This window comes from Micromonospora nigra, assembly GCF_900091585.1.
In the GTDB taxonomy this organism is placed as follows: Bacteria; Actinomycetota; Actinomycetes; order Mycobacteriales; family Micromonosporaceae; genus Micromonospora; species Micromonospora nigra.
In genome coordinates this window covers 1,229,853-1,255,986 of record NZ_FMHT01000003.1, presented here as the reverse complement: position 1 = coordinate 1,255,986, position 26,134 = coordinate 1,229,853, and the positions used below count along the sequence as shown (strand labels likewise).

The following is a 26,134-nucleotide window of genomic DNA, read 5'->3' as shown; positions in this document are numbered from 1 at the left end:
CCCGACCCCCGAGGGTTGCCATGAAGATCGCCGTGACCGGCTCGATCGCCACCGACCACCTGATGAGTTTCCCCGGCCGGTTCGCCGACCAGCTCATCGCCGATCAGCTGCACAAGGTGTCGCTCTCCTTCCTGGTGGACGATCTCGTGCTGCGTCGCGGCGGAGTGGCGGCCAACATCGCGTTCGGCATGGGGCAGCTCGGCCTGCGGCCGGTGCTCGTCGGTGCGGTCGGGGCGGATTTCGCCGACTACCGCTCCTGGCTGGAGCGGCACGGGGTGGACTGCGAATCGGTGCACGTCAGCGAGGTCGCCCACACCGCCCGCTTCGTCTGCACCACCGACACCGACATGTGTCAGATCGCCTCGTTCTACGCGGGTGCGATGAGCGAGGCCCGCAACATCGAACTGTCCCCGGTCGCGGACCGGCTCGCCGGGCTGGACCTGGTGCTGGTCGGCGCGAACGACCCGGAGGCCATGCTGCGGCACTCCGCCGAGTGTCGCGAGCGCGGCTTCAAGTTCGCCGCCGACCCTTCCCAGCAGCTCGCCCGGATGCCCGGCGAGGACGTGGTGGGGCTGATCGACGGTGCCGAGTACCTGATGACCAACGACTACGAGAAGTCGCTGTTGCAGAGCAAGGCCGGGCTCAGTGACGAGCAGTTGCTCGACCTGGTCACGATCCGGGTCACCACGCTGGGCAAGCACGGTGTGGAGATCGTCGGACGGGGCATCGACCCCATCCACGTGCCGATCGCCCGGGAGACCCAGGCGGTCGACCCGACCGGTGTCGGCGACGGCTTCCGCGCCGGCTTCTTCACGGCGCTGTCCTGGGGGCTCGGCCTGGAACGGGCCGCCCAGGTGGGCTCGCTGCTCGCCACGCTGGTGCTGGAGACGGTGGGCACCCAGGAATACCAGGTTCGTCCCGACCTGTTCGTCAAGCGCCTCGGCGAGTCCTACGGCGACGAGGCCGCCGACGAGGTCCGCGCGCACCTGCTGCCGTAGCCGCTTCCCGCGTCGCTCCTGCGCTCTCGGCCCCGGATCACGGCCGCTGCCCGCTTCGTCGGGTTCCGGCAGCGCAGGAGCGGGGGAGAACGGCTCGGCGTGGCAGGACGGCTCGGCGTGGCGGAACGGCGCGGACGCTCAGTGGGTGCGACGGACGTCGTAGGCGGGGCCGTCGGGGCCGGTGACGGTCGCCAGGAACTCCTGGCCGCGCATCCGGCACCACGCCGGGATGTCCACGGCGGCGGCCGGATCGTCGGCCAGCACCCGCACCGCCGTGCCCACCGGCACGTCGGGCAGTCGGCGGGCCAGCGCGATCACCGGCAGCGGGCACCGCTGGCCACGGCAGTCGAGCACCTCCGCCGGCATCGTCACAGCCCCATCACCCCGGCCTCGGCGCGCAGGCCGGCGACCACCCCCGGCAGCTCCGCCAGGAACCGCTCCACGTCCGCCTCCGTGGTCTCCCGGTGCAGCGACACCCGTACGTTGCCGTGCGACAGCACCCCCATCGCCGCCAGCACGTGCGACGGGCGCAGCGTCGACGACGTGCACGACGATCCCGACGACACGGCGAAGCCCCGCCGGTCCAGCGCGTGCAGCAGCGCCTCGCCGTCGACGTACAGGCACGAGAACGTCACCAGGTGCGGCAGCCGGTGGTCGGGGTCACCCACCACCTCCACGTCCGGCACCTCTGCCGCCACCCGCGCCCGGATCCGGTCCACCAGCGGCGCCAGCCGGGCCGCCTCGGCCGCCGCGTCGGCCGCCGCCGCGCGCAGGCTCGCCGCCGCCGCCACCACCGCCGGCAGGTTCAACGTCCCCGGGGTACGCCCCGACTCCCGCTCGTCGGCCGGCCACGGCGACTCCCAGCGGGTGCCCTTGCGCACCACCAGCAGGCCCACCCCGGGCGGGCCGCCCCACTTGTGGGCGCTGGCGGTGAGCAGCGACCAGCCGGTCGGCAGCGGGCACCGCCCCACCACCTGCGCCGCGTCCACGTGCAGCGGAACCCCCACGTCGGCGCAGGTCGCCGCCGCCGTCGCTACCGGCTGCACGGTGCCCACCTCGTGGCTGGCCGCGATCAGCGTGGCGAGCGCCACCCCCGGCGCGGCGACCGCCGCCGACCAGGCGTCCAGGTCCAGCCCGCCCAGGCGGTCCACCGGCACGCTCGTCGCGACGCCGCCGTCGGCGACGTGGCGCTCCGCCGCGTGCAGCACGGCCGAGTGTTCGATCGCCGAGTGCACCAGCACCCGGCCCACCCGACCGCGACCCGCCAGGCCGCCCAGCACCGCGCCGTGCGCGGCCGTCGTGCCGCTGGGGGTGAAGGACAGCTCGTCGGCGCGGACGCCGAGCGTGACCGCGGTGGCCTCCCGCGCGGCGTCGAGCAGCTGACGGGCGCGGCGGGCGCGCGAGTACAGCCTGCCCGGATCCGCCCAGCCGTCGTCGAGCGCCGCCAGCAGCGCCTGCCGGGCGACCGGATGCAGCGGAGCGGCGGTGGCCGAGTCCAGGTAGACCGGGGTGGGGCTCACGACTGCCCAGGCTAGCGCGTCACCGCCGTCAAGATCCCCCGAAGGGTGCGGAGACTGACCCCAACACGGTCCAGCCCGTCATGGTCGAGTAATCTGCGACCGTCGGTGACGCCTTTGCCGCCGGTGCGGTCCCTCCGCGACGCGGAGGACACCAGACCGGGACAGACACCCGCGGCGCGCTAGGGAGGCAGGACCAGGTGGTCGCAAGGAGTTCGGAGGTACGGCCCGCGGGCGTACGGCGCAGCGCTTCGGCGGGGGCCGGTGGGCGCCGGAAGCCTGGTGCCGGGCGTGTCGCCGGGCTCGGGTTCGGCGCGACGGCGCTGCTGGTCCTGCTCACGGGCTGTGACGTCGGCGCGGCGTTCGGCGGCTTCGGCTGGCCGCAGGGCGGCATCACGCCGGAGGCCCAGCGGATGTACGACCTGTGGATCGCCTCGTGCATCGCGGCGCTCGCGGTCGGCGTCTTCGTGTGGGGCCTGATCTTCTGGTGCGTCGTGCGCTACCGCAAGCGGGGCAACGAGCTGCCGGTGCAGACCCGCTACAACCTGCCGATGGAGTTCCTCTACACCATCGCGCCGATCCTGATCGTCTCCGTGCTCTTCTACTACACGGCGATCGTGCAGACCGACGTGGTGCGCACGACCCGCAACCCCGACGTCACCGTCGAGGTCGTGGCCTTCAAGTGGAACTGGCAGTTCAACTACCGCGACGGGCAGGGCCCGGAGGCCAACACCGTCGCCTCGGTGCTCGGCACCAGCGAGGTCATCCCGATCCTGGTGCTGCCGACCGGCCGGTCCATCCGCTTCGAGGAGACCAGCCGCGACGTCATCCACTCCTTCTGGGTGCCGGAGATGCTGTTCAAGCGCGACGTCATGCCCGGCAACATCCGTAACGAGTTCCAGGTCTCCGAGCTGGAGGCCGAGGGCGCGTACGTGGGCCGCTGCGCCGAGCTGTGCGGCAGCTACCACGCCTTCATGAACTTCGAGCTGCGGGTGGTCTCGCCCGAGCAGTACGACCAGTTCCTGGCGGCCAAGCAGGGCGGCGCGTCGACCCAGGAGGCGCTGACCTCGATCGGCGAGGAACCGTACGCGGTCACCACCAGGCCGTTCGACACGCGGCGTACCGAGAGCAACTTCAACCCGGACAACGCTCCGGCCGGCGCGGGAAGCTGAGGCAGCGGGCATGAAGACCGAGTGGCGCATCTTCCTCACCATCGCCGGGTTCCTGCTCTTCGCGACGGTGCTCTACGGCGGCTGGACCGCCGCCGAGGCCAGCCGGGTCGAGTGGATCGGCACCGTGGCGCTGGCCCTGTCGTTTCTGCTCTGCGCGATGTGCGGCGGCTTCTTCTGGTTCGTGTCCCGCCGCATCGACCTGCGCCCGGAGGACCGGCCGGACGGTGAGATCGCCGACGGCGCCGGTGAGATCGGCTTCTTCAGCCCGGGCAGCTACTGGCCGTTCGGCTTGGCGCTCGCCGCCGCGACCGCCGGTCTCGGCCTGGTGTTCTGGCAGCTCTGGCTGCTGGGCGTCGGCCTGCTGGCGGTCATCCTCGCCACCTGCGGACTGCTGTTCGAGTACTACACGGGCACCCGGCGCACCGCCGAGCACTGACCCGCGACACGCGACAGCCCGCCTTCCGAGCTGGGAAGGCGGGCTGTCGCGTGTCGGGTGCGCGGGTGGGCCTGCGGCCCGTGGTGGCCCGGTCGAGGTGCGGGCGGTGGCGCGGTGCCCGGCGGTGGGGGAAGGCGGCGGGGGAGACCGGTCAGCTCAGGCGGCGCGGCGGTGGACCGGCGGGCGGCGTCGGCGAGCGGCCATGCGCGCGGCGCCGAAGGCGAACGTGGCGATGAGCACCGCCGTACCGCAACGGGTGCAGATCAGTTCGGGGCAGTCGGCACCGTGGTCGTCGACGCACGGTGGCGCCTCGAACGGCTGAACGCCCTCGCAGGTGTCGCAGTGAAGCTCGCGCTCCGACACGGGCGGCTCCTCTCGCTGCTGGCCACGAACACCACCCGGTCTCCGGGCGGCAGTGGCGCGTCGGTCGGTGACCGGCCGACGGTCGCGGACCTGATCGTGGGAATTACTCGTCTGTAGTTTCCCACGGGGGTCCGACGTTCCTGACTCCGCCACCCCCGACCCTGGAACGGGCCCGGCGGTCCCGTCGCGCCGTCCCGACGGTCCGCGCGCTTCCCGACGGTCCGCGCGCTTCCCGCCGGTCCGCGCGCTTCCCGACGGTCCGCGCGCTTCCCGCCGGGCCGGTGCTCTCGCCGGTGGCCCGTCCGCTTCCCGCCGGGCCGGGCCACGCTCCGGGTGCGGCCACGCCGCCGCGGTCGCGTGGTCAGGCCGTGCGGGTCAGGCCGTGCCGTGGCAGGCGCGAGGTCAGGCCGTGCGGGCGACCTCGACCCAACGGTCCAGGGTGCGGGCGGCAGCGCCCGAGTCGATCGCGTCGGCGGCCCGCTGCATTCCGGCGCGCAGCGCCTCGGGCAGGTCGCCGTCGAGCGGGCCCTGGGTGGCCAGGGCTGCCGCCGCGTTGACCAGGACGGCGTCGCGTACCGGGCCGGGCTCGCCGGCCAGCAGGCGGCGGGCGACGTCGGCGTTGTGCGGGGCGTCGCCGCCCCGCAGGTCGGCGAGGGTGGCACGGGGTACCCCGAGGTCGGTCGCGTCGACCAGGGTCTCCCGGACGGTGCCGCCCTGGGCCACCCAGAAGCGGGTGGGGGCGGCGGTGGTGAACTCGTCGAGACCGTCCTCGCCGCGCATCACCACCACCGAGTCGCCCCGGGCGGCGAAGACGGCCGCCATGACCGGCGCCATCCGCAGGTCGAAGCAGCCCACCGCGCCGGCCCGGGGCCGGGCCGGGTTGGTCAGCGGGCCGAGGAAGTTGAACGCGGTGGGCACGCCGAGCTCGCGGCGTACCGGGCCGGCGTGACGCATGCCGGGGTGGAAGCGGGCGGCGAAGCAGAAGCCGATGCCGGCCTCCTCGACACACCGGGCCACGCCACCGGGGCCCAGGTCGAGCGGGATGCCGAAGAACTCCAGCAGGTCGGCGGTGCCGCAGGAGGAGGAGGCGGCCCGGTTGCCGTGCTTGACCACGCGGACCCCCGCGCCGGCGACCACCAGCGCCGTCATGGTGGAGATGTTCACGGTGTGGGCGAGGTCACCGCCGGTGCCGACCACGTCGAGGGCGGTGGCGCGGGTCGGTTCGGGGAGGTCGACCGGGACCGCGTGCCCGAGCATCGCCTCGACCAGCCCCGCCACCTCGGCCGGGGTCTCGCCCTTGGCGCGCAGCGCCATGGCGAAGCCGGCGATCTGGGCCGGGGTCGCCGCGCCGGACATGATCTCGCCCATGGCCCAGGCGGTGTCGGCCGTGGAGAGCTCCTCGCCGCGCAGCAGCGTGGTGAGCAGATGGGGCCAGGTCCGATCGCCCATGCGGGCCTCCCGAGCGTACGAGTGCGGTGGGGCGGAACCGGCGTCGGCTCGTCCAGCCGCCGCGGGCGGTGCCGCAGCGGAAACGTCAGGCGGGGGCGTGCGTCCGCAGCAGCTCGGCCACCGTCGTGCCGGTGGTCACCGGGTCGAGGGGGTGCACCAGGGTGGCGTCGACCTCGGCGTACGCGGCGAGCCACCGGTCGGCGGCGCGGGCGATGACCACGCAGGTCGGGGGGGCGTCGTCCCGGTCGTCCTTGATCTGCCGGGCGATGCCGATGCCGCCACCGGGGCTGGCCTCACCGTCGAGCACCATCAGGTCGATCTCGTAGTCGTCGACCAGCCGGATGCACTCGGCGTAGGTGGACGCCTCGACGAACTCGATCCGCAGCCCGGGGGCGGGACGGGGGCCGACGGCGAGCCGCATCCGGTCGCGGACCTGCGGGTCGTCGCTGTAGAGCAGGACGGTGCACAGACGATCGCTCATGACGGTTAGTGGCTCCCACCTCGTAGCTGCGGGGTCGATCGTACCGGTCGCTGTGGCGCGCGTGACATCCCGGGCCGGCGCGGCGGGCGTACCGGCGCGAGGGCCTCAGGCAGCGGATTCCGCGGCGCGCTGGCGCGCCTCCTGGCGGTCGAGGTCGCGGTCGACGCGGCGGGCCTCTCGTTCGGCCTGGCGCATCCACTGCACGACCAGCACCGCGAGCATCGTCACGCTGACGAACTCACCGCCGGCCCACAGGATGCCCCCGGCCAGCACCTGGTCCTCCCACGGGTCGGCCCAGTCGAGGCCCAGGGAGGGATACCAGTCGCCGCCGAACAGTGTGGTGGACTGCATGATGGTGAGCCCGAGCACGGTGTGGAACGGCACCGACAGCAGCATCAGCAGGGCCCGTCCGGGGTACGGCCAGCGGCCGGGCAGCGGGTCCAGGCCGAGCAGCGGCCAGAAGAACACGCAGCCGGTCATGATGAAGTGCGCGTGCACCAGCTCGTGGGCCCAGACGTGTTCGAGGGTGTAGCGGTAGAGGTCGGTGAAGTACAGCGCGAACGGGTTGACCACGAAGATGGCGAAGGCCACCAGCGGGAAGGTGTAGATCCGGGCGACCCGGCTGTGCACGACCGCCAGCAGCCGCTTGCGGGGGCGCGCCGGCAGGGTCCGCAGGGCCAGGGTCACCGGGGCGCCCAGCGCCAGGAAGATCGGCGAGATCATCGACAGCACCATGTGCTGGACCATGTGCACCGACAGCAGGGCCGTGTCGTACGCGTGCAGGCCGCTGACGGTGACCGAGGCGATGCCGCCCAGTCCGGGGCCGAGGAAGAAGATCGTGCGGGCCACCGGCCAGCGGTCGCCGCGTACCCGCAGCCGGTGCACACCGTAGAGGTAGAGTCCGGCGGCGAGGACCAGCCCGAGGGCGAGCCAGCTGTCGAGCTGGGTCTCGGTGAACACGGTGGTGACGGAGAACGGCGGCGGGGGTTCCGCGGCCAGCACCCCGGACGCCACCGGGCCGCCGGCCGGGTCGCTCGTGGCCCCGGTCAGCTGCGGCCCCGTCGAGGTGGCGACGGAGATCGGATCGACGTGCAGCACGACAATCAGCCTAGGTCAGGCGAACCGGACGGTACCGATCGGGCCACCCGGACCACAGGTTTGGCCCCCCGCTGATCGCCGGCCGTGGTCAGGGGCAATAATGACCGCGTGACTGCGGCCCCAGCCATTGACAAGAGCCGGATCCACTCCCTGACGCGGCCGAACATGGTCAGCGTCGGAACGATCGTGTGGCTCTCCAGCGAACTCATGTTCTTCGCGGCGCTGTTCGCGATGTACTTCTCCATCCGCGCGGCGGCGCCGGAGCAGTGGGCGGAGCACACCCAGCACCTGAACATCCCGTACGCGACGACGTTCACGGTGATCCTGGTGTTGTCCTCGGTGACCTGCCAGCTCGGTGTCTTCGCTGCGGAGAAGGGGGACGTGCACGCCCTGCGGCGCTGGTTCACGATCACCTTCGTGATGGGCCTGATCTTCGTTCTCGGCCAGCTCAACGAGTACCGCGAGCTGGTGCACGAGGGCATCAAGATCAACGCAGACGGCTACGGTTCAATGTTCTACCTGACCACCGGCTTCCACGGCCTGCACGTGACCGGCGGTCTGGTCGCCTTCGTGATCTTCATGATCCGCACGACGATGGGCCGGTTCACACCCGCCCAGGCGACCTCGGCGATCGTCGTGTCCTACTACTGGCACTTCGTCGACGTCGTGTGGATCGGGCTCTACGCCATGATCTACTGGCTTCAGTGATCTTGGCGCGTCACGAACCGCGCCTCTGCTCCGTCCCTCTCAGGCAAGGTCCAACCGGTTAAGGACACAGGTCATGACTTCTGACAACGACCGCCGACGCGGTCTGCTCGCGCGGCTGCGCGAGCGGCCCGCCGCGCGCAGCAGGGGCCGCCGCCGGCTGGGCGCCGCGGTCCGGCTGGTCGCCGCGCTGATGCTGGCCGGCGGTGCCTACACCGTCTTCGCCCCCGGCGTGCAGGCGCAGGAAAACCCGCCGTTGAGCGGCGCCGCAGCCGAGGGCAAGGCGCTGTTCGACGTGAGCTGTGTGACGTGCCACGGCCGCAACGCCCAGGGCGTCGAGGACCGCGGGCCGAGCCTGATCGGCGTCGGCGCCGCCTCCGTGGAGTTCCAGGTCGGGACCGGACGCATGCCGATGGCCCGCCAGGAGGTCCAGGCGGCCCGCAAGCCGGAGGTCTTCACCGACGAGGAGACCCGTCAGCTCGCGCAGTACATCCAGGAACTGGGCGGCGGCCCGCAGGTGCCGGCCGGCGACAACCTCCACGCCGACGGCAACGTCGCCCGGGGTGGCGAGCTGTACCGGATCAACTGCTCGCAGTGCCACGCCTTCAGCGGCGGCGGCGGCGCGCTCTCGTCCGGCAAGTACGCCCCGAGCCTCGCCCCGGCCACCGACCGGCAGATCTACGCCGCCATGCTGAGCGGCCCGCAGAACATGCCGGTCTTCGGCGACAACCAGCTCGCTCCCGAGGAGAAGGCGGACATCATCGCCTACATCCAGGAGACGCTGAAGAACGACGGGGACCCGGGCGGGTTCAACCTGGGTCGGTACGGCCCCTCCACCGAGGGTCTCGCGATCTTCCTGGTGGGCATCGTCGCGCTCGTCTTCGCCAGCCTGTGGATTGCGGGCAAGTCGTGACCGGGCCGACTGTTGGAATCAGCGCCGCGGTGCCGTGCCCCGGCACCGCCCGTAGCGAGGTGACGGCATGAGCACCCAGATTGAGCACCGGGCCCAACAGGGTCGGGAGCCGCTCGACGTGCACGCCCCCGGGGTGACCCAGTTCGACATCGTCCGCGAGGGCGCCCGCCGGGACGACATCGAGATCGTCCACTACGAGCCGCAGGTCGTCCCGGGCAGCAAGGCCGAGCGCCGGCTGACCCGCGTGGTCGCCGCGTTCTTCCTGCTGACCGGCCTGGCGGCCACCGCCTTCCTGGTGGTCTACATCTGGTGGCCGTGGGAGTACTCCGCCGGTCGTGGCGGTGACGAGTTCTACACCCCGCTGCTCGGCCTGACCCTGGGCGTCGCCCTGCTGGGCATCGGCTTCGGCATCCTCACCTGGGGCAAGAAGCTGCTGCCCAAGGAGGTCTCGATCCAGGACCGGCACGAGGGCGCCTTCTCGGCCGACGACCGGACCATCACCGGCCAGACCATGCTGTACATGGCCGACGAACTGGGCGTGAAGCGTCGTCCGCTGCTGGGCCTGTCGCTGCTGGCGGGCCTCGCGCCGGTCGGCGCGGTCGCCGCGGCGCCGTTGGTGGGTGGGCTGATCTCCCAGCCGCACGAGGACAACCAGATGTTCACCACCGGCTTCGCGCCTCGGGACGGTGAGCGCATCCGACTGGTCCGCGAGGACGGCCGGCCGATCCGGCCGGCGGACGTCAGCGCCGGCGGCCAGATCACCGTGTTCCCGGGCGTGCCGCACGGCGTCAGCAACCAGTACGCCGAGTCGCCGACCCTGCTGATCCACCTGCGGGACTCGGACGCGGAGATCTCGCGCCGCAACAACGAGCGCGCGGGCAACGGCGGCTACATGTGGGGCAACTACGCCGCCTACTCCAAGATCTGCACGCACGCCGGCTGCCCCGCCAGCCTGTACGAGCAGCAGACCAACCGGCTGCTGTGCCCGTGCCACCAGTCGCAGTTCCTGATCACCGACAACGCCAAGCCCATCTTCGGCCCGGCCAGCCGGCGACTGCCGCAACTGCCGATCGAGGTGGACTCGGAGGGCTACTTCGTGGCGAAGTCCGACTACACCGAGACCGTCGGGCCCGACTTCTGGGAGCGGCCGTGAAACGGCGCAAGTTTGACATGGCAGCGGTACCAGGCAACGCCGCTCGCGGGGTGGACGACCGGTTCCAGGTGGCCACGCCCCTGCGTCGGCTGCTGAACAAGGTCTTCCCCGACCACTGGTCGTTCCTGCTCGGCGAGATCGCGCTCTTCTCGTTCGTGATCCTGCTGCTGACCGGCGTGTTCCTCACCTTCTTCTACGAGCCGGCGATGACCGAGGTCATCTACAACGGCAGCTACGCCCCGCTGCGGGGCACGCCGATGTCGGCCGCCTACGCCTCCAGCCTGGACATCTCGTTCGACGTCCGCGGCGGTCTGATCATGCGGCAGATGCACCACTGGTCGGCGCTGCTGTTCATGGCCGCGATCGTGGTGCACATGATGCGGGTGTTCTTCACCGGCGCGTTCCGCAAGCCGCGGGAGACCAACTGGATCATCGGCTCGCTGCTGTTCTGGGTCGGCTTCCTCGCCGGCTTCACCGGCTACTCGCTGCCGGACGACGGCCTGTCCGGCACCGGCCTGCGGATCGCCTCGGCGATCATGTTGTCCATCCCGGTGATCGGTTCCTGGGTGACCGCCGCGGTCTTCGACGGCGAGTTCCCCGGCACGATCATCATCAGCCGGTTCTTCATCGCCCACGTGCTGCTCATCCCGGGCCTGCTGGTGGCGCTGATCAGCGCCCACCTCGGTCTGGTCTTCAAGCAGAAGCACACCCAGTGGCCCGGCCCCGGCCGGACCAACGGCAACGTGGTGGGCGAGCGGATGTTCCCGCGCTACGCGCTGAAGCAGGGCGGCTTCTTCATGGTCGTCTTCGGCGTGGTGGCCCTCATGGGCGGTCTGTTCCAGATCAACCCGATCTGGCTGTTCGGCCCGTACGAGGCGTGGGTGGTCTCGGCCGCCAGCCAGCCCGACTGGTACGTCATGTTCCTCGACGGTTCGACCCGACTGATGCCGGCCTGGGAGATCAACATTCCGATCGGCGACGGGTACGTCATTCCGCCGCTGTTCTGGCCGACCGTGGTCCTACCGGGCATCCTGGTGGCGCTCTCCACGCTCTACCCCTTCATGGAGGCCCGGCACCTGAAGGACCGCAGGAGCCACAACCTGCTCCAGCGGCCCCGGGACGTCCCGTTCCGGACCGGCCTGGGCGCCATGGCCATCACCTTCTACGTCGTGCTGACCCTCTCCGGGGCGAACGACGTCATCGCCGACAAGTTCTACATCAGCCTGAACGCGATGACCTGGGCCGGTCGGATCGGCCTGTTGATCCTGCCGCCGCTGGCCTACTACCTCACCTACCGCATCTGCCTCGGCCTGCAACAGCACGACCGGGAGGTGCTGGCCCACGGCGTGGAGACCGGCATCATCCGGCGCCTGCCCGACGGCCGGTTCGTCGAGGTGCACCAGCCGCTCAGCGCCGCCGCCGACGGGCACGGTGAGCTGGAGTACTCCGACTGGGTCGTGCCGAAGAAGATGAACCGGCTGGGGGCCCTCGGGCCGGCCATCCGGGGCTTCTTCTACCCGATCGAGCGGCCGGCCGAGGCACCGGTCTCGCCGGGCCACCCGCCCGTCGAGCCCGCCCCCGGGCGGGAGGAGATCGGCAGCGGCGAGCGCCGCTGACCCTCGCGACACGTCGTGGCGCCCCCGGAGCGATCCGGGGGCGCCACGTGGCGTTTCCGCCCGGTGAGCGATCGCAGGAATATCCCCGGCCAGTCGGGTATCCGTGCGGTCCAACGTCTCAAGGGGGGGAAGCATGTTGGGTATCAAACGCCTGGGCCTGCTGGCCGTGCTGGTGCTGGTCGGGTTGGCGCCCGCTGCGGCGGCGCAGGCGGCGCAGCCGTCGGAGCAGGACACCCAGTACGTGCAGGCGGTCCACCAGGCCAACCTGTACGAGATCGAAGCCGGCGAACTGGCGCAGCAGAAGGCGCAGAGTCAGGAGGTCAAGGAACTCGCCCAGAAGCTCTACATCGACCACACCCAGCTCGACCAGTCGGTGCGGGAGTTGGCGCAGCAACTGGGCATCGAACTGCCGACCGAACTCATGGGCGAGCAGAAGCAGGGGCTGGAGCAGCTCAGGAACGCCAGCGGTGAGGAGTTCGACCGGCTGTGGGTGACGCAGTCGCTGAACGGCCACGTCACGGCCATCCAGGCCACCCAGACGGAGATCTCGCAGGGTAGCGAGCCGCAGGTGGTCCAGCTGGCCCAGACCGCGCTGCCGGTCCTGCAGGCGCACTACGACGCGCTGGTGCAGCTGGCCGAGCACATGGGCATCCCGGTCCCGCAGGCCTCCGGTACCGGTACGCCCACCCCGGGCGGCACCATGACCCCGGCCCCGGGTGGCACCACCACCGAGACACCGGTTCCGCAGCAGAGCTGAACCATCCGGTGACTGATGGCCGGTCCACCCCTCACGGGTGGGCCGGCCATCGTCCGCGCGCCGCCTGGGCGGGTCGGTCCGCTCCGCCGTCGAGCCCTCGCCCGCGCGCCGCCGGGGGCGGTTCAGTCGGCGTTCGCCAACCCGATCGCGAACGCCTCCTCCAGGTCGTGCTGCGAGTACGCCCGGAAGGCGATGTGCGAGTCGGTGTTCAGTACGCCCGGGACCTTGGAGATGCTGCCGGCGATGACCTGGGCGATCTGCTCGAACTCGCGGACCCGGACCATGGCGATCAGGTCGACGTGCCCGGCCACCGAGTAGACCTCGCTGACGCCGGGCAGCGCGGCCAGGGTCTCGGCCACCTCGGGAATCGAGTCGGTGGCGCAGTCGATCAGCACGATCGCGGTGATCACGGGCGGCTTCTCCGTTCGTCGACGTCCCGCTCATGGTAGAGCCTTCCCGCCGGCCCCGCCGCGAACAGCCGGCACCCGGCCGGGGTCAGGCCCGGACGGTGCCGGTGGGGGTGCGGACCACGTCGTGCAGGCGTTCGTCCGGACCGACCGTGGCACCCGGCCAGACCACCGTGCGGGTGATGTCGCCGCGCACCGTCGCGCCCGCACCGACCACCGACTCCCGGCAGCGGCCCGTCACCGTGGCGTCGGCGGCGACCAGGACACCGCCGTCGGCCGCGTGCAGGTTGGCGGCGAGGTAGTCGGCCGGGGTGCCGGTGTCGAGGAACGTCCCCCGGTACGGCACCACGGCGAGCCGGCCGGCGGCCTCGGCGGGCCGCCACACCGCCCGGACCAGGTCACCGAAGCCCTGCGGCAGATCGCGGACCAGCCGCCACGGCAACAGTGAGAAGCCGGTGAACAGGTGGCCGTCGAAGGTCCCCGGAGCGGCCGGATCCGGCGCGGGCTGACCGAGCAGGCGCACCGAGTCGCCGTCCCACCCGTGCAGCAGCGCCGCCACGTCGGGGCCGGGCGGTGCCGTCGGGGCGGACAGGTAGGCGTCGGCGTTGCCCACCAGCACGCCCCGGCCGTCGATCCAGTTCCGCAGGCGGGCCACCCCGCCCGCGGTGCCCAGCGGGTCGCCCGGTTCCACGGACAGGTGGGCCCGGTCGCCGACGTGCGCGACGACCCGGCCGCCGAGGTAGCAGGCGTTCACCGCGACGCGGGTCGGCCCGGTCAGGCCGAGCCCGGCGAGCCGGTGCAGGGCCCGGTCGAGCAGCGGCACGTTGCCGACCGGGCAGAGCGCCTTGGGCAGCCGGTCGGTCAGCGGACGCAACCGGGTGCCCTCGCCGGCGGCGAGGACGACGGCGCAGATCTCGACGGTCACGGCAGCGCGTCGGGCACCGGCGGGGGGAACTGCCCGGCCAGTGGCCCGATGTCGTAGTACGCGAGCAGCCGCGCCGTCGGCCAGGTCAGCTTGGGCAGGTCGTCCAGCGGGTGCCAGGCGGCCTCGAAGACCTCCGCCCCGTCGACCGTGAACGCGGTGGACGAGGCCGGCACCTCGGTGGTGAACACCACGTCCACCCAGCCCTTGGCGTGCACGATCGCGTTGGGCGTGGCCGGCCGCAGGGCGGTGGGGGGCAGCCGGACGCCGGACTCCTCGTACAGTTCCCGGGCCGCGCCCACCACCGGGGCCTCGCCCTTCTGGAGCAGGCCGGCCGGCAGCGTCCAGCCCCTGCCCGGGGGTTGGCGCAGTAGCAGCAGCCGGCCCGCCCCCTCGGCCTCGCTGTCGCGGACCAGGGTGACCGCGCCGACGATGTACTTCGGCACGGCGAGCCGCACCAGGCGGCGGCGCAGGGGTAGCGGCAGCCGGTAGAAGACCTGGTAGACGACGGCACGTCCGGCGGCGCGGCTGCGGGGGATCATCCCCCCAGGCTAGTGGCCGCCGAAAGTGCCCCGCGCGGCACGGGCGGCGTCGCGGTCACTGCCGGTGGTCGACCAGGTCGATCAGTTGGCGGACCACCTCGTCCGGTGCGATCACCCGGTCGAAGACGGCGACCAGCAGGGTCTCCAGGTCGGGATAGCCGAGTTCCTCCGACAGCCGCAGCAGCGGCAGGTCGCTGGCCAGGCCCCGGTTGTGCTGGCGCAGGGCCAGGCCGATGGTGGCGCGGCCCAGTCGTACCTTGTCGGCGATGGAGATGCCGGGCTCGGTGTGGTCGGCGAACCACCGGTTGATCTGCATCTGCGCGTGCGGGGACTTGACGAAGCCCAACCACTCGCGGCGCGGCCCCCGCGGCGCGACGACGGCGTCGAAACCGTTCTCGGCATCCGTCTCGGTGTAGATCTCCACCACGTCGCCCTCGGCCAGTTCCGACGACAGCGGGGCCAGTCGACCGTTGATCCGCGCCGCCAGACATCGCTCGCCGCACTCGGTGCCCAACTCGTAGGCCAGGTCGACGGGGGTGGCCCCGGCCGGCAGCACCACCTGACGGCCGTCGGCCACCACCTGGATCTGGGCCTCCGCCAGGTCGCACCGCAACGACTCCAGGAACTGCGCCGGGTCGGGCGCGTCCTGCTCCCAACCCAGCACCCGGCGCAGCCAGTCCAACTGCTGGGAGCGGGCCGCGGCGGCACCGCCGGAGGGCGGGAAGCGGAAGTCGGCGGCGATGCCGTACTCGGCGGCGCGGTGCATCTCCTCGGTGCGGATGAGCACCTCGACCGTGCGGTCCTTCGGCCCGCACACGCTGGTGTGCAGCGAGCGGTAGAGGTTGTTCTTCGGCGAGGCGATGAAGTCCTTGAACCGGCCGGGCACCGGCCGCCAGGTGCCGTGGATCGCGCCCAACGCGGCGTAGCAGTCGGTGGCCGGACCGTCGACCACCACGACGATGCGGGGCAGGTCGAACGGGGTGGCGTGGCTGCCGGCCACCGTGTCCTTCCAGATCGAGTAGAGGTGCCGGGGGCGGGGCGTGACCTCCGCGTCGACCCGGCTGCGCCGCAGCGCGACCCTGGCCCTGGCCACCACGTCGGAGAGGTAGGCGTCCCAGCCGGGGCGGTCGTGCACGTGCCGCGCGATGCGGGCGTGCTCGTCGGGTTCCAGGTGCAGCAGCACCACGTCGTCGAGTTCCCGCTTGAGGGTCTGGATGCCCAGCCGGTCGCACAGCGGGACGAGCACCTCCTGGGTCTTGCGGGCGATCCGCTCCCGGGATGCAGCCGAGCGCACTCCGAGGGTACGCATGTTGTGCAGCCGGTCGGCCAGCTTGATGATCAGGACCCGGACGTCCTTGCCCGCCGCGACGATCATCTTGCGGATCGTCTCGGCCTCGGCGGCCTTGCCGTAGAACGCCTTGTCGAACTTGGTCACCCCGTCGACCAGGTGGGCCACCTCCGGCCCGAAGTCCTCCGCGAGGGCCTGCAGGGTGTAGCGGGTGTCCTCCACCGTGTCGTGCAGCAGCGCGGCGACCAGGGTGGTGGTGTCCATGCCGAGGTCCGCGCAGATCTGCGCGACCGCGAGCGGATGGGTGATGTACGGCTCGCCACTCTTGCGGAACTGGCCGCGGTGCATGTTCTCGGCGATCGTGTAGGCCCGGCGCAGCACGGCCGGGTCGGCGCCCGGGTGGATGCCCCGGTGGGCGCGGACCAGATGGGTGACCGGCTCGGCGTCGGCTGACGGCCAGGTCAGCAGAGACCGCAGCCGGCGGGCCAGCGGCAGCTCGCCCGGTGTGGCGGGAAGCGCGCCCCCCAGGGCGGCGCCGTGTCCGGCGTCGACGTCCACCTGGGACACCTCCTCACCCCGGCTCCCGGGACGGCCGGAACCGGCAACCGGGAGCAGACCCACGAAACGGGCAGGACTGCACTTCCTTAACAGAGTAAGTGAGGTTCAGTAGTCCGATCGGTCACTTGCTCATGAGCGTTCGGTCCAGATCTGGTGGGTCGTCGCGCTCTCCGCCTTGTGCAGCAGGTCACGGAAGCGGGCCGCGCCGGCAGCCGGGGAGGCCCACCCGGAGGACATCTCGACCAGCCGTGTCTCCGGTCGCTCCAACCAGGACAGGATCCGCTCCGACTCCTCCGCCGAGGCGCTGGGGGTGGGGCCGTGACCGGGCAGCACCGTCTCCGCGGTGGCCCGGATGGCCTGGATCGTCGGTCGGGGATGGACCCCCGGCGGGGACACCCCCGCCCCGGCCAGCCGGCCGTGCCGCACCAGCGCCAACTCCCACCCGCCCCCGGCGGCCGGGCGCGCGGCGGCCAGCTCGGCGATGCCCGTCAGAGCCGACAGCCGTTGCATGCGGACGGTCGCTCGAAGCACCGCCGCCAGCCGGGAACGCACCACGGCGGCCTCCTCGTAGCGCTGCCCCGCCGACAGCGCGCCGATCCGGCTCAGCAGCGCGTCCACCACCGGCTGGGGATCCCCGGCGGTGGCGGTGGCGAACGGGGCGACCGCGCGGTCGTCGTACTCCTCGGGGGTGATGCGGTGCTCGCAGGGCGCCGGGCAGCGACCCAGCTCGGCCAGGGCGCAGGCCGGCGTCACGGTGCGCAGCGAGAGCCGGTGGGTGCACTGTCGCAGCGGCACCGCGTCGTGGAAGCCCGCCGCGGCCAGTTCGGCCGCCCGCCGGGAGGTGAACGGCCCGAGGTAGGCCCGGTCGGCGGGGGCGATCTCCCGCACCACCGACAGCCGGGGGTACGGCCCGTCGGTCAGCTTCAGCCACACCACCCGCTCGGGGAACTTCGAACGCCGGTTGTACGGCGGGGCGTGCGCGCCGATCAGCCGCAGCTCGCGCACCTCCGCCTCGAGCGAGTGGGCGCACTCCACCGCCTCCACCCGCTCGGCGGCGGCCAGCATCTCGGAGATGCGGGCCCGCTTCTCGCTGGCGGTGAAGTAGCTGCGCACCCGGGTGGCGATGTCGACGGAGGTGCCGACGTACAGCGGCCGGTCGTCGGCGGCCCGGAAGATGTAGACGCCGGGCACCTTCGGCAGCCCCTCCGCCAGGTGCCGCTTGCGTCGCTGGGTCGGGGTGACCGCGCGGGCGAACTCGATCGCGTCGCCGATCGTGTCGACGCGGTGCCCACCGAGGCGGGCGATCAGCCCGTGCAGCACGTCGACGGTGGCCTTCGCGTCATCCAACGCCCGGTGGGTGGGCCGGGTGGCGGTGCGGAAGTATGCGGCCAGGGTGCCGAGTTTGCGGTTGGGTACCTCGTCGCGGCTGAGCACCCGGCGGGCCAGCGCGGCCGTGTCCAGCACCCGGGGGTGGGGCCAGGGGTAGCCGTGCCGCGCGCAGGCGGCCTTCAGGAATCCCACGTCGTAGGGGGCGTTGTGGGCCACCAGCACGGCGTCGGTGAGGAACTCCAGCAGGCTCGGCAGCACCTGCTCGATCGGCGGCGCGGGCACCAGCATGGCCTGGGTGATGCCGGTCAGCACGGTGATGAACGGCGGGATCGGCACCCCCGGGTTGACCAGGGTGGCCAGCACCCCCAGCTCCTCGCCGCCGCGCACCTTGACCGCGCCGACCTCGGTGATTCCGCCGCCGTCGGGGGCCCCGCCGGTGGTCTCCAGGTCGAGTACGACGAAGGTGGTCGCGTACAGCGGCAGGGCCGGGTCGACGCCGCCGGTTGCCGGGTCCAGACCCGCCAGGGTCTGCTGGACGTACTCCCCAGGTGCCACGCGCCGCAGGTTAGCGGCCCGGTGCGACACTCCCGCCGCAGGAGTCCCACCTGTCACCACCGGTCTAGGATGAGAGATCGGCTCACTCACCCGACGGTGGGCCCGGTCGCGGTGGGAGACTTGCCACATGCCCCTCACCGAGCCGCACGACGACCGCCTCCCGGAGGAGGAGCCGGTCGGTGGTGGGCCCGGGGCCGGTGGGGGCGGTCCGGAGGCCGAGCCCGTGCTGCCCGAGCCGGTCCGGCAGCGGATCGTGTCGCTGACCGCTGCCGTGCTGCCGGGACTGCCCACCGACGAGGTGCCCGTGCCACTGCGCCGGGTCGCCAAGTTCGCGCCCAACCGCCGCGCCCGACTCGGCGCACCCGCCATCGCCGCACAGCTGACCGCCGACCCGCTGTTCCGGCAGCGGGTCACCGCCCGGGTGCTGGCCGACGCCGGTGACCTGGGCAGGGCCGTCGTCGAGGGGCCGGCCCCGGCCGCCGCCGACCCGGTCGAGGTGGCCGCCCTGGCCTACCTGGCCAGGCCGCCCGGCTGGCGGGACCTGATCGAGGCCAGCGGGGCGGCCGTGCGGGCCGAGGCCGACAGCGCCGTCGTCGCCGAGCTGGTCCGTGAGGCGGAACAGCGGGCGAGCCGGGCCGAACACGACCGGGCCGTGGCCCGGGTCGAGGCCGACAAGCTGCGCGACGAGCTGGCGCGGGTCCGCGACGAGCTGGGCCAGTTGCGCGAGGAGCACCGGCAGACGGCCCGGGCGCTGCGGGAGAGCCAGGCCCGCGAACGCCGGGCCGCCGAGCTGCTGGCCACCGAACGGGGACGGGCCGCCCGCGCGGCGATCGACGCCGACGCCGAGCTGCGTCGTGTCCGGGCCCGCCTGGCCGAGGCGGAGGCCGCCGCCGGGGTGGCGAAGGCGAGCGCCAAGGAGGCCCGTTCGGTCGACGACGCCCGGCTGTGGCTGCTGTTGGAGACCATCGGTCAGGCCGCCGTCGGGCTGCGCCGGGAGCTGGCGTTGGATCCGGTGGACCGGCTGCCCGCGGACTTCGTCGCCGACGCGTTCGCCGACTCGTCCTCCGCCGCCACCCCCAGCGGGACGGCGGCCCGGGCCCGGGATACCGACGACCCGGCCCGGCTGGACCAGCTGCTCGCCCTGCCCCGCGCCCACCTGGTGGTCGACGGCTACAACGTCACCAAGCGGGGCTTCGGCGACATGTCGCTGGAGCAGCAGCGCAAGCGCCTCATCACCGGCCTGGGCGGGATCGCCGCGCAGACCGGCGACGAGGTCACGGTGGTCTTCGACGGGGCCGAGCGGATGCACGGCCTGCCGCCCACCCCACGCGGGGTGCGGGTGCTCTTCTCCCGCAAGGGGGAGACCGCCGACGAGCTGATCCGTCGCCTGGTGCGGGCCGAGCCGCCGGGCCGGCCGGTGGTGGTGGTCAGCTCCGACCGGGAGGTCGCCGACGGGGTACGCCGGCACGGCGCGTACCCGTTGGGCGCGGATTCGCTGCTGCGGCGGTTGTCCCGTTCCTGAACCGGCTGTCCGTTTTCTGTCGTACCCCCGGCCTAGCGTGCTCACCGACGGTGCCGATCCGGCGACGCGAGGTCGCCGAAGCCGTGTGGGAGGCGAGATGCTCATCGGGTGCGACGGGTGTGCGGTCCGGGGCGACGGATGCGCCGGCTGCCTGGTCACCGCCCTGTTCGACGACGCGTCACCGGCCGCCGGGCTGGACGCGGCCGAGGCCCACGCGGTCGAGGTGTTCGCCCGCGCGGGCTTCGACGTGCAGGTGCTGTCCACGCCCCGCCGGCCGGGGCGCGGTGGGCGGGGCGGTCGGCGTCGGGTGGCGTGACCGCGGGGCGCGGTGGGCGCGTCGGGTGGCGTGACCGCCACCTGTGACCTCCCGCTCGAGGCGTCGGTGGCGCGGCAATAGGATGAGCGGCCATGACGGACAGCGGCGGCGGCACGACACGCGGGGGCGGCGACCAGCCGGCCCGCGCCGGGGGGACCGGATGACCCCGCGCGGCGGGGCGGTGCTCACCCTCGCCGTCCTGGCGGTGGCCCTGCTGGTCACCGTCGCGGTGCTGATCCCGTGGAGCCACCCGCCGGCCCCCCGCTCCGACCAGCTCGCGGCGCTGCGTGAGCTGCCCGCCGACCAGGTGGCCCAGGCCCGGGAGTTCCGTTACGCGCTGCGCCCCGGCGGCTGGGCCGCGCTCGGCCTCGGTCTGCTCGTGGCGCTGGCGCTCGGCCTGACCCCGCTGGGCAGCCGCCTGGTCGAGCTGGCCGGGCGGCCCCTGGGCGGCCACTGGGCCGCCCAGGCCGTCCTCGGCGGACTGGCCGTGCTGCTCGTCGCCGACCTGCTGACCCTGCCGTTCGCCGCCTGGCGACACGCCGTGCTCATCCGCTACGGCCTGGCCACCAACGGCTGGGCCGGCTGGACGGTCGACCTGCTCAAGTCGTACGCGGTCAGCGCGGTGATCGGCTCGGTGGCCCTGCTCGGCTTCTACGCCGTCCTGCGACTCGCCCCCCGGTGGTGGTGGGCGTTCGGCGCGGCCGGGGCGGCCACCCTGGTGGCGTTGCTGTCCTTCGTGCTGCCGGTGCTCGTCGAGCCCGTGTTCAACCGGTTCAGCCCGATGGAGCAGGGCCCGCTGCGCAGCCAGCTGATGGAGCTGGCCGACCGCGACGGCGTGCCCGTGCGCGACGTGCTGGTCGCCGACGCCTCCCGGCGTACCCGTGCGGTCAACGCCTACGTCTCCGGGCTCGGCCCGACCCGCCGGATCGTCGTCTACGACACCCTGCTGCGCGAAGCCACCCCCGCCGAGGTGACGGCCGTCGTCGCCCACGAACTGGGGCACGCCAGGGACCGGGACGTGCCGGTCGGCACGCTCACCGGGGCGCTCGGGGCCGCCGCCGCGGTGGTGGCGCTCTACCTGCTCGGCTCGTGGCCGCCGCTGCTGCGGCTGGCCGGCGTCGACACCGTCGCCCAGCCCCGGGCGTTCCCGCTGCTGCTGGCCCTCGTCACGGTCGCCGGCATCGTCTCCGCCCCGGCACAGGCCCTGATGTCACGCCGGGTCGAGGCCCGTGCCGACGCGCACGCGCTCGCCCTCACCGGCGACCCGGCGGCCTTCGAGTCGATGCAGCGGCGGCTCGCCGCGATCAACCTCGCCGACCCCGACCCGCCCCGGTGGGAGTACCTCTACTCCGCCAGTCACCCGTCCACGGTCGAGCGGATCGCCGCCGCCCGCGCGTACGCCAGGGAGGTCGGCGGATGAGCCGGACGCTGCTGATCACCAACGACTTCCCGCCGCGCCCCGGCGGCATCCAGTCCTTCGTGCACAACCTGGCGGTGCGTCAGCCCGCCGGCTCCGTCGTGGTCTACGCGTCCAGCTGGCGCGACGCCGAGAAGTTCGACGCCGACCAGCCCTTCGAGGTGGTCCGGGAACGCACCCGGGTTCTGCTGCCCACCCCGCTGGTGGCCCGCCGGGCCGCCCGGCTGGCCCGCGCGTACGACTGCGACACCGTCTGGTTCGGGGCGGCGGCCCCCCTCGGCCTGCTCGCCTCCGGCCTGCGCCGCCGGGCCGGCGTCCGGCGGGTGGTCGCCCTGACCCACGGCCACGAGGTCGGCTGGGCGGCGCTGCCCGGCGCCCGAGCCGCGCTGCGCCGCATCGGACGCGGCACCGACGTGGTCACCTACCTGGGGGAGTACACCCGCAGCCGGCTGGACCGGGCACTGCACGGGGTGACCGACCTGCGTCGGCTCGCCCCCGGCGTCGACACCGACACCTACCATCCCGCCGCCGACGGCCAGGCGGTGCGGAACCGCCTCGGGCTGGCCGACCGGCCGGTGGTGGTCTGCGTGTCCCGCCTGGTTCCCCGCAAGGGGCAGGACATGCTGATCCGCGCCATGCCCGAGATCCGGCGGCGGGTGCCCGACGCGGTGCTGCTGGTGGTCGGCGGCGGCCCCTACCGGGCGGCCCTGGTCAAACTGGCCCGGCAGACGGGCGTCGAGCGCGCCGTCGTCTTCACCGGCTCGGTGCCGGCGGTCGAACTGCCCGCCCACTACGCGGCCGGCGACGTGTACGCCATGCCGTGCCGCACCCGCAACCGGGGCCTCGACGTGGAGGGCCTGGGCATCGTCTACCTGGAAGCCTCCGCGACCGGCCTGCCCGTGGTGGCCGGGGACTCCGGCGGCGCACCCGACGCCGTGCGGGAGGGCGAGACCGGGTACGTCGTGCGCGGACGCGACGTCACCCAACTCGCCGACCGGGTGGCGACCCTGCTCGCCGACCGGGACCTGGCTCGCCGACTCGGCGCGGCCGGCCGCGCCTGGGTGGAACGGGAGTGGCGCTGGGAGACCCAGGCGCAGCGGATGGCCGCCCTGCTCGCCGGCTGACCGCCGGCTGCGGCCGACCCGCCGCGGGCACCGGAGGTCGGCCCATCACCGCCAGCGGCTTCGTCGCGGCCGTCAGGAGGCGGCGGGTGTCCGCACCACGCACTGCTCCGCCGGCCCGGGCCGGCCGAAGTGCCAGCCCTGCCCGGCGTCACAGCCGATGGCGCGCAGCCGCTCCGCCTGCGCGACGGTCTCCACGCCCTCGGCGGTGACCGTCAGGTCCAGGGCGTGGGCCAGGGACACCAGCGAGGCGAGGATCCGTTCGTCGGCACGGGACTGCGGGCCCCGCAGCCCGCGGACGAACTCGCCGGCCACCTTCAACTCCGTGACCGGCAGTTCGCGCAGGTACGCCAGGTTGGAGTATCCGGTGCCGAAATCGTCGATGGCGATCCGCACCCCCAGGTCGGCCAGGTTCCGCAGCGCACGGACCGGTTCCTCCGCGGTGCTCATCATGGTGCTCTCGGTGATCTCCAACTGGAGCCGTCGGGGCGGCAGGTTGGTGCGCTCCAGCAGCTCGCGCACCTCCTGCACCAGACCCGGCCGGTGCACCTGACGCACGGCCAGGTTGACGCTGACGAAGGGCGGCTCACCGGAGGTCGCCGACCAGCACTCCGCCTCCCGGCACGCCTCGGCCAGCACCCAGGCGCCGAGCGGGACGATCAGCCCCGTCTCCTCGGCCAGGGAGATGAAGCTGTCGGGCCGCAGCACCCCCAGTTCGGGGTGCCGCCAGCGCACCAGCGCCTCGACGCCGACCACCCTCCCGTCACGCAGCGAGGTCAGCGGCTGGTAGTCCAGGAAGAACTCGCCCCGCTCCAGCGCCGCCGGGATGGCCGCGCTGAGCGCCTGGCGGGCCACCTCCCGCCGGTCGCGGTCCGCGTCGTACAACTGCCAGCGCCCGCCACCGGCGCCCTTGGCCCAGTGCAGGGTGCTGTCGGCGGCCCGCATCAGTTCGTCGGGGGAGGTGCCGGCGACCTGACGCTCCACCACCCCGACGCTGGCGGCCAGGGTCACCTGGTGGTTGTCGACCGGCACCGGTTCGGCCAGGGCGGCCAGCACCGCCTCGGCGACGCCCACCACGTCGCCGGTGCCGCCGGTGTGTTCCACCAGCACGACGAACGCGTCCCCGCCGAGCCGGGCCACCAGGTGGTCCCCGACGGCCTGCCGCAGCCGGCCCGCCACCGTCACGAGCACCTGGTCGCCGGCCCGGTGGCCGTACGCGTCGTTGACGGCCTTGAACCGGTCCAGGTCCAGGAAGCACAGACCCACCCGGCGGCCGTCCCGGTCCGGGGCCTGCACGGCCTCGGCCAGCCGCTCGGCGAACAGCGCGCGGTTGGGCAGGTCGGTCAGCGGATCGTGGGTCGCCTGGTGCCGGAACCGGGCCTCGCTGGCCCGCAGCGCGCCCTCCGCCTCGGCTCGGGCGGTCATGGCCGCCCGGCGGATGGACTCCTGCTCGTCGAGGGTCCGGTCCCGCAGCGCGCGGGCGTATCCGGTCGCCACCGCCCCCAGCAGGCGTGCCATCCGGTCCTCAAGGTCGTCGGCGACCAATCCGAGGTCACGGACGAGGCGGAGCTGGATGACCTCCACGGTGCGGCCCAGCCCTTCGGCCGAGGCGACGTGTGCGGCCACCAGTTCGGCACCCACCCGATGCCCGACGCGCAGATCCAGCGGCTCCGCGCGCAGTGCCTGCGCCAGCTGCTCGGTGAGCCCCTGCAACAGCTCCTCCAACTGCTTGTGGGTCATCGGCAGGTAACTCGTGCCCGCCACCGCCTTCGCCCAGGCGCGGGCGAAGACGCCGGGAAGGTGGCCGTGTCCCGGGGGCTCACCCACCGAGCCGTCCCACGCCGCCCAGGAACACCGCCCGTTCGGCATCCTCGGCGCTGTCCGGGGTCTCGGGTCGCCACTGCGGCACCCAGACCACCCCCGGCTCGACCAGGTCGAAGCCGTCGAACAGGGCGGTCAGCTCGGCCCGGCCGCGGATGTGCAGCGGGTTGTCGGTGCGCCGGTAGACGTCCTCGGCATCGGCCCGCTCGTCGGCGGGCCGGCCGTCGTCACTGGCCTGCGACAGCACCAGGAAGCTGCCCGGGGCGAGCGCCCCGCGCAGGGTGCGCAGCAGCTCGGCCGGCCGGTCGTCGTCGGAGACGAAGTGCAGCACCGCCACGACCAGCAGGGCGACCGGCTGGGAGAAGTCGAGCAGCCCCCGCACGTCGGGGTGGGCGAGAATGTGCTCCGGCCGTCGCAGGTCCTCCTGCACGATCCGGGTCCGCTCGTCGCCGGCCAGGATCTCCCGGCTGTGGGCCACCGCCACCGGGTCGACGTCGACGTAGACGACGCGGGCGTCCGGGGCGTGCCGCTGGGCGATCTCGTGCACGTTGCCGACGGTGGGGATGCCGGAGCCGATGTCCAGGAACTGCCGTACGCCGGCGGCGACGAGGAACTGCACCGCCCGACGCAGGAAGGCCCGGTTGGCCTGGGCCATCAGCGGGGCCTCCGGCACGGCGGCCATCATCGCCTGCGCCGCCGCGCGGTCGACCGCGAAGTTGTGCGAACCGCCGAGGTAGTAGTCGTACATGCGCGCCACGCTGGGCCGCTCGACATCGATCGTCTCGGGTGCCCAGTCCGGCCGCTGCATGTTCCACTCCCTCGTGCGCCCCGGGGCATCGTCGCCCGGCCGGTGTTCTGCCGCGCTGTCGCCCCCGGGAGACCATAGCCGACGGTCGACCCGGGACCCGACAGTGGTCGATGGCGGCCGGCAACCCGTGCGCGAGGGCCCGCGCCGCCGTCAATGGCGGGCGCGGGCCCTTCGCGGCCGGCTACCGGGTGGCGTCAGAACTTCGGGGCGTCCGGCGCCTCGAGCAGGCCGAGCCGCAGCGCCGTCATCAGCGCCTGGGCCCGGTTGGCCGCACCCAGCTTCTCGTAGAGCTTCGAGATGTGGGTCTTGGCGGTGGACTCGCTGACGAACAGCTGCTTGGCGATCCCCGCGACGCTCATGCCGTCGGCCAGCAGGCGCAGCACCTGGCCCTCGCGCGGGGAAAGCTGCGGGCCGGAGGGGGCGAGTCGACGCTTCATCGCCTCGGCCAGGTCGGCGGCGGTGAAGGCGCTGGGGGAGGAGGCGGCGTGCCGGGCTGCGGCGACCACCTCGTCGGCCGGGGCGGTCTTGGGCACGAACGCGCTCGCCCCGGCCTCCAGCGCGCCGAAGAGCTGGTCGTCACCGGCATACATGGTGAGCACCACGATGCCCATGGACGCGCTGGACTTGCGCAGGGCGCGGGTGGCCTCCAGACCGCTGCCGTCGGGCAGCCGCAGATCCATGATCACCACGTCCGGCTGGAGCGCACCCGCCTGGCGTACGCCCTCCGCCGCCGTGGCGGCCTCGCCGACGACCTCGAACTGCCGGTCCCGCTCGAACGCGTGCCGCAGGCCCTTGCGGATGAGATCGTGATCGTCGACAAGGAGGACCTTGGTACGGGTGGCCGGTGTCGGACTTGTGGTCATCCTCGGG

At 73.2% G+C, this 26,134-nt stretch carries 26 protein-coding genes; 12 read left to right on the top strand and 14 right to left on the bottom strand.

The genetic code is table 11. From position 1 onward, the window contains the following. The first annotated feature begins 20 nt into the window (after positions 1-20). Positions 21-998, top strand: a complete 978-nt coding sequence (locus GA0070616_RS04915) for a carbohydrate kinase family protein (RefSeq protein ID WP_091076956.1) — start codon at positions 21-23, stop codon at positions 996-998. Positions 999-1,136: 138 nt separating this feature from the next. Here GA0070616_RS04915 and GA0070616_RS04910 read toward each other — a convergent pair whose 3' ends face one another. Both GA0070616_RS04910 and GA0070616_RS04905 read right to left on the bottom strand, forming a co-directional pair. Next, complete coding sequence (locus GA0070616_RS04910) at positions 1,137-1,370, bottom strand: sulfurtransferase TusA family protein (protein ID WP_091076953.1); 234 nt, start codon at positions 1,368-1,370, stop codon at positions 1,137-1,139. Then, positions 1,367-2,518 (bottom strand): cysteine desulfurase family protein, encoded by a 1,152-nt coding sequence (locus GA0070616_RS04905; RefSeq protein ID WP_091076950.1) that lies wholly within the window; start codon positions 2,516-2,518, stop codon positions 1,367-1,369. The genes GA0070616_RS04910 and GA0070616_RS04905 overlap by 4 nt, the downstream gene beginning before the upstream one ends. Positions 2,519-2,715: 197 nt before the next feature. Between GA0070616_RS04905 and ctaC the strand changes: the two genes are divergently transcribed. Further along, a complete protein-coding gene (gene ctaC, locus GA0070616_RS04900; RefSeq protein WP_091076947.1) occupies positions 2,716-3,687 on the top strand; it encodes an aa3-type cytochrome oxidase subunit II in 972 nt (323 codons plus the stop codon). 10 nt (positions 3,688-3,697) lie between these two features. Further along, positions 3,698-4,123 carry a cytochrome c oxidase subunit 4 gene (locus GA0070616_RS04895; RefSeq protein ID WP_091076944.1) on the top strand — a complete coding sequence of 142 codons (426 nt, stop codon included), beginning with the start codon at positions 3,698-3,700 and terminating at the stop codon, positions 4,121-4,123. Between the two features lie 156 nt (positions 4,124-4,279). Here GA0070616_RS04895 and GA0070616_RS04890 read toward each other — a convergent pair whose 3' ends face one another. The 4 genes from GA0070616_RS04890 to GA0070616_RS04875 form a co-directional block, all read right to left on the bottom strand. Next, positions 4,280-4,486, bottom strand: a complete 207-nt coding sequence (locus GA0070616_RS04890) for a hypothetical protein (protein ID WP_091076940.1) — start codon at positions 4,484-4,486, stop codon at positions 4,280-4,282. Between the two features lie 402 nt (positions 4,487-4,888). Further along, positions 4,889-5,935: an anthranilate phosphoribosyltransferase gene (gene trpD / locus GA0070616_RS04885; protein ID WP_091076936.1), complete on the bottom strand. Its 1,047-nt coding sequence runs from the start codon at positions 5,933-5,935 to the stop codon at positions 4,889-4,891. A gap of 85 nt (positions 5,936-6,020) precedes the next feature. Then, positions 6,021-6,416 (bottom strand): response regulator, encoded by a 396-nt coding sequence (locus GA0070616_RS04880; RefSeq protein WP_091076933.1) that lies wholly within the window; start codon positions 6,414-6,416, stop codon positions 6,021-6,023. 105 nt (positions 6,417-6,521) lie between these two features. Beyond that, positions 6,522-7,466, bottom strand: coding sequence for a cytochrome c oxidase assembly protein (locus GA0070616_RS04875; RefSeq protein ID WP_091089901.1), 945 nt, complete (start codon positions 7,464-7,466; stop codon positions 6,522-6,524). Positions 7,467-7,622: 156 nt separating this feature from the next. Between GA0070616_RS04875 and ctaE the strand changes: the two genes are divergently transcribed. The 5 genes from ctaE to GA0070616_RS04850 all read left to right on the top strand — a co-directional run bounded on the left by ctaE (position 7,623) and on the right by GA0070616_RS04850 (position 12,658). Next, complete coding sequence (ctaE, locus tag GA0070616_RS04870; RefSeq protein ID WP_091076929.1) at positions 7,623-8,222, top strand: aa3-type cytochrome oxidase subunit III; 600 nt, start codon at positions 7,623-7,625, stop codon at positions 8,220-8,222. A gap of 73 nt (positions 8,223-8,295) precedes the next feature. Beyond that, complete coding sequence (gene qcrC, locus GA0070616_RS04865) at positions 8,296-9,132, top strand: cytochrome bc1 complex diheme cytochrome c subunit (protein WP_091076925.1); 837 nt, start codon at positions 8,296-8,298, stop codon at positions 9,130-9,132. Positions 9,133-9,199: 67 nt separating this feature from the next. Further along, positions 9,200-10,285, top strand: coding sequence for a cytochrome bc1 complex Rieske iron-sulfur subunit (gene qcrA, locus GA0070616_RS04860; protein ID WP_091076921.1), 1,086 nt, complete (start codon positions 9,200-9,202; stop codon positions 10,283-10,285). Further along, positions 10,282-11,901, top strand: coding sequence for a cytochrome bc1 complex cytochrome b subunit (gene qcrB, locus GA0070616_RS04855; protein WP_091076918.1), 1,620 nt, complete (start codon positions 10,282-10,284; stop codon positions 11,899-11,901). Before qcrA ends, qcrB begins: the two co-directional genes overlap by 4 nt. 133 nt (positions 11,902-12,034) lie before the next feature. Then, a complete protein-coding gene (locus GA0070616_RS04850) occupies positions 12,035-12,658 on the top strand; it encodes a DUF4142 domain-containing protein (RefSeq protein ID WP_091076914.1) in 624 nt (207 codons plus the stop codon). Positions 12,659-12,780: 122 nt separating this feature from the next. On the opposite strand, the gene GA0070616_RS04845 is transcribed toward GA0070616_RS04850, so the two are convergent. The 5 genes from GA0070616_RS04845 to GA0070616_RS04825 form a co-directional block, all read right to left on the bottom strand. Next, a complete protein-coding gene (locus tag GA0070616_RS04845; protein WP_091076911.1) occupies positions 12,781-13,068 on the bottom strand; it encodes an Lrp/AsnC family transcriptional regulator in 288 nt (95 codons plus the stop codon). An 85-nt stretch (positions 13,069-13,153) separates the two neighbouring features. Next, positions 13,154-13,990 carry a nucleotidyltransferase family protein gene (locus tag GA0070616_RS04840; RefSeq protein ID WP_091076908.1) on the bottom strand — a complete coding sequence of 279 codons (837 nt, stop codon included), beginning with the start codon at positions 13,988-13,990 and terminating at the stop codon, positions 13,154-13,156. After that, complete coding sequence (locus GA0070616_RS04835; protein WP_091076905.1) at positions 13,987-14,529, bottom strand: NUDIX hydrolase; 543 nt, start codon at positions 14,527-14,529, stop codon at positions 13,987-13,989. The genes GA0070616_RS04840 and GA0070616_RS04835 overlap by 4 nt, the downstream gene beginning before the upstream one ends. Positions 14,530-14,584: 55 nt before the next feature. Beyond that, entirely contained in the window at positions 14,585-16,375 is a 1,791-nt protein-coding gene (locus GA0070616_RS04830; RefSeq protein WP_091089897.1) for a RelA/SpoT family protein, read from the bottom strand. Between the two features lie 129 nt (positions 16,376-16,504). Beyond that, positions 16,505-18,259 (bottom strand): DEDD exonuclease domain-containing protein, encoded by a 1,755-nt coding sequence (locus tag GA0070616_RS04825; RefSeq protein WP_091089894.1) that lies wholly within the window; start codon positions 18,257-18,259, stop codon positions 16,505-16,507. 127 nt (positions 18,260-18,386) lie between these two features. Here GA0070616_RS04825 and GA0070616_RS04820 point away from each other — a divergent pair, with 127 nt between their 5' ends. The 4 genes from GA0070616_RS04820 (at position 18,387) to GA0070616_RS04805 (ending at position 22,638) form a co-directional block, all read left to right on the top strand. Continuing rightward, positions 18,387-19,781, top strand: coding sequence for an NYN domain-containing protein (locus GA0070616_RS04820; protein WP_091076901.1), 1,395 nt, complete (start codon positions 18,387-18,389; stop codon positions 19,779-19,781). Between the two features lie 97 nt (positions 19,782-19,878). After that, complete coding sequence (locus tag GA0070616_RS04815; protein ID WP_091089890.1) at positions 19,879-20,097, top strand: hypothetical protein; 219 nt, start codon at positions 19,879-19,881, stop codon at positions 20,095-20,097. 160 nt (positions 20,098-20,257) lie between these two features. Further along, the gene (locus GA0070616_RS04810) at positions 20,258-21,517 is read left to right on the top strand and encodes a M48 family metallopeptidase (RefSeq protein WP_091076897.1); all 1,260 of its coding nucleotides are present in this window, start codon (positions 20,258-20,260) and stop codon (positions 21,515-21,517) included. Then, complete coding sequence (locus GA0070616_RS04805) at positions 21,514-22,638, top strand: glycosyltransferase family 4 protein (RefSeq protein ID WP_091076894.1); 1,125 nt, start codon at positions 21,514-21,516, stop codon at positions 22,636-22,638. Before GA0070616_RS04810 ends, GA0070616_RS04805 begins: the two co-directional genes overlap by 4 nt. Positions 22,639-22,710: 72 nt before the next feature. Here the strand turns inward: GA0070616_RS04805 and GA0070616_RS04800 are convergent, their stop codons facing one another. From GA0070616_RS04800 to GA0070616_RS04790, 3 genes are all read right to left on the bottom strand, one after another. After that, complete coding sequence (locus GA0070616_RS04800; protein ID WP_091076890.1) at positions 22,711-24,504, bottom strand: putative bifunctional diguanylate cyclase/phosphodiesterase; 1,794 nt, start codon at positions 24,502-24,504, stop codon at positions 22,711-22,713. Beyond that, complete coding sequence (locus tag GA0070616_RS04795; protein WP_091076887.1) at positions 24,455-25,264, bottom strand: SAM-dependent methyltransferase; 810 nt, start codon at positions 25,262-25,264, stop codon at positions 24,455-24,457. Before GA0070616_RS04795 ends, GA0070616_RS04800 begins: the two co-directional genes overlap by 50 nt. Before the next feature lie 194 nt (positions 25,265-25,458). Further along, positions 25,459-26,127 (bottom strand): response regulator transcription factor, encoded by a 669-nt coding sequence (locus GA0070616_RS04790; protein WP_007072219.1) that lies wholly within the window; start codon positions 26,125-26,127, stop codon positions 25,459-25,461. Between the last annotated feature and the right edge of the window lie 7 nt (positions 26,128-26,134).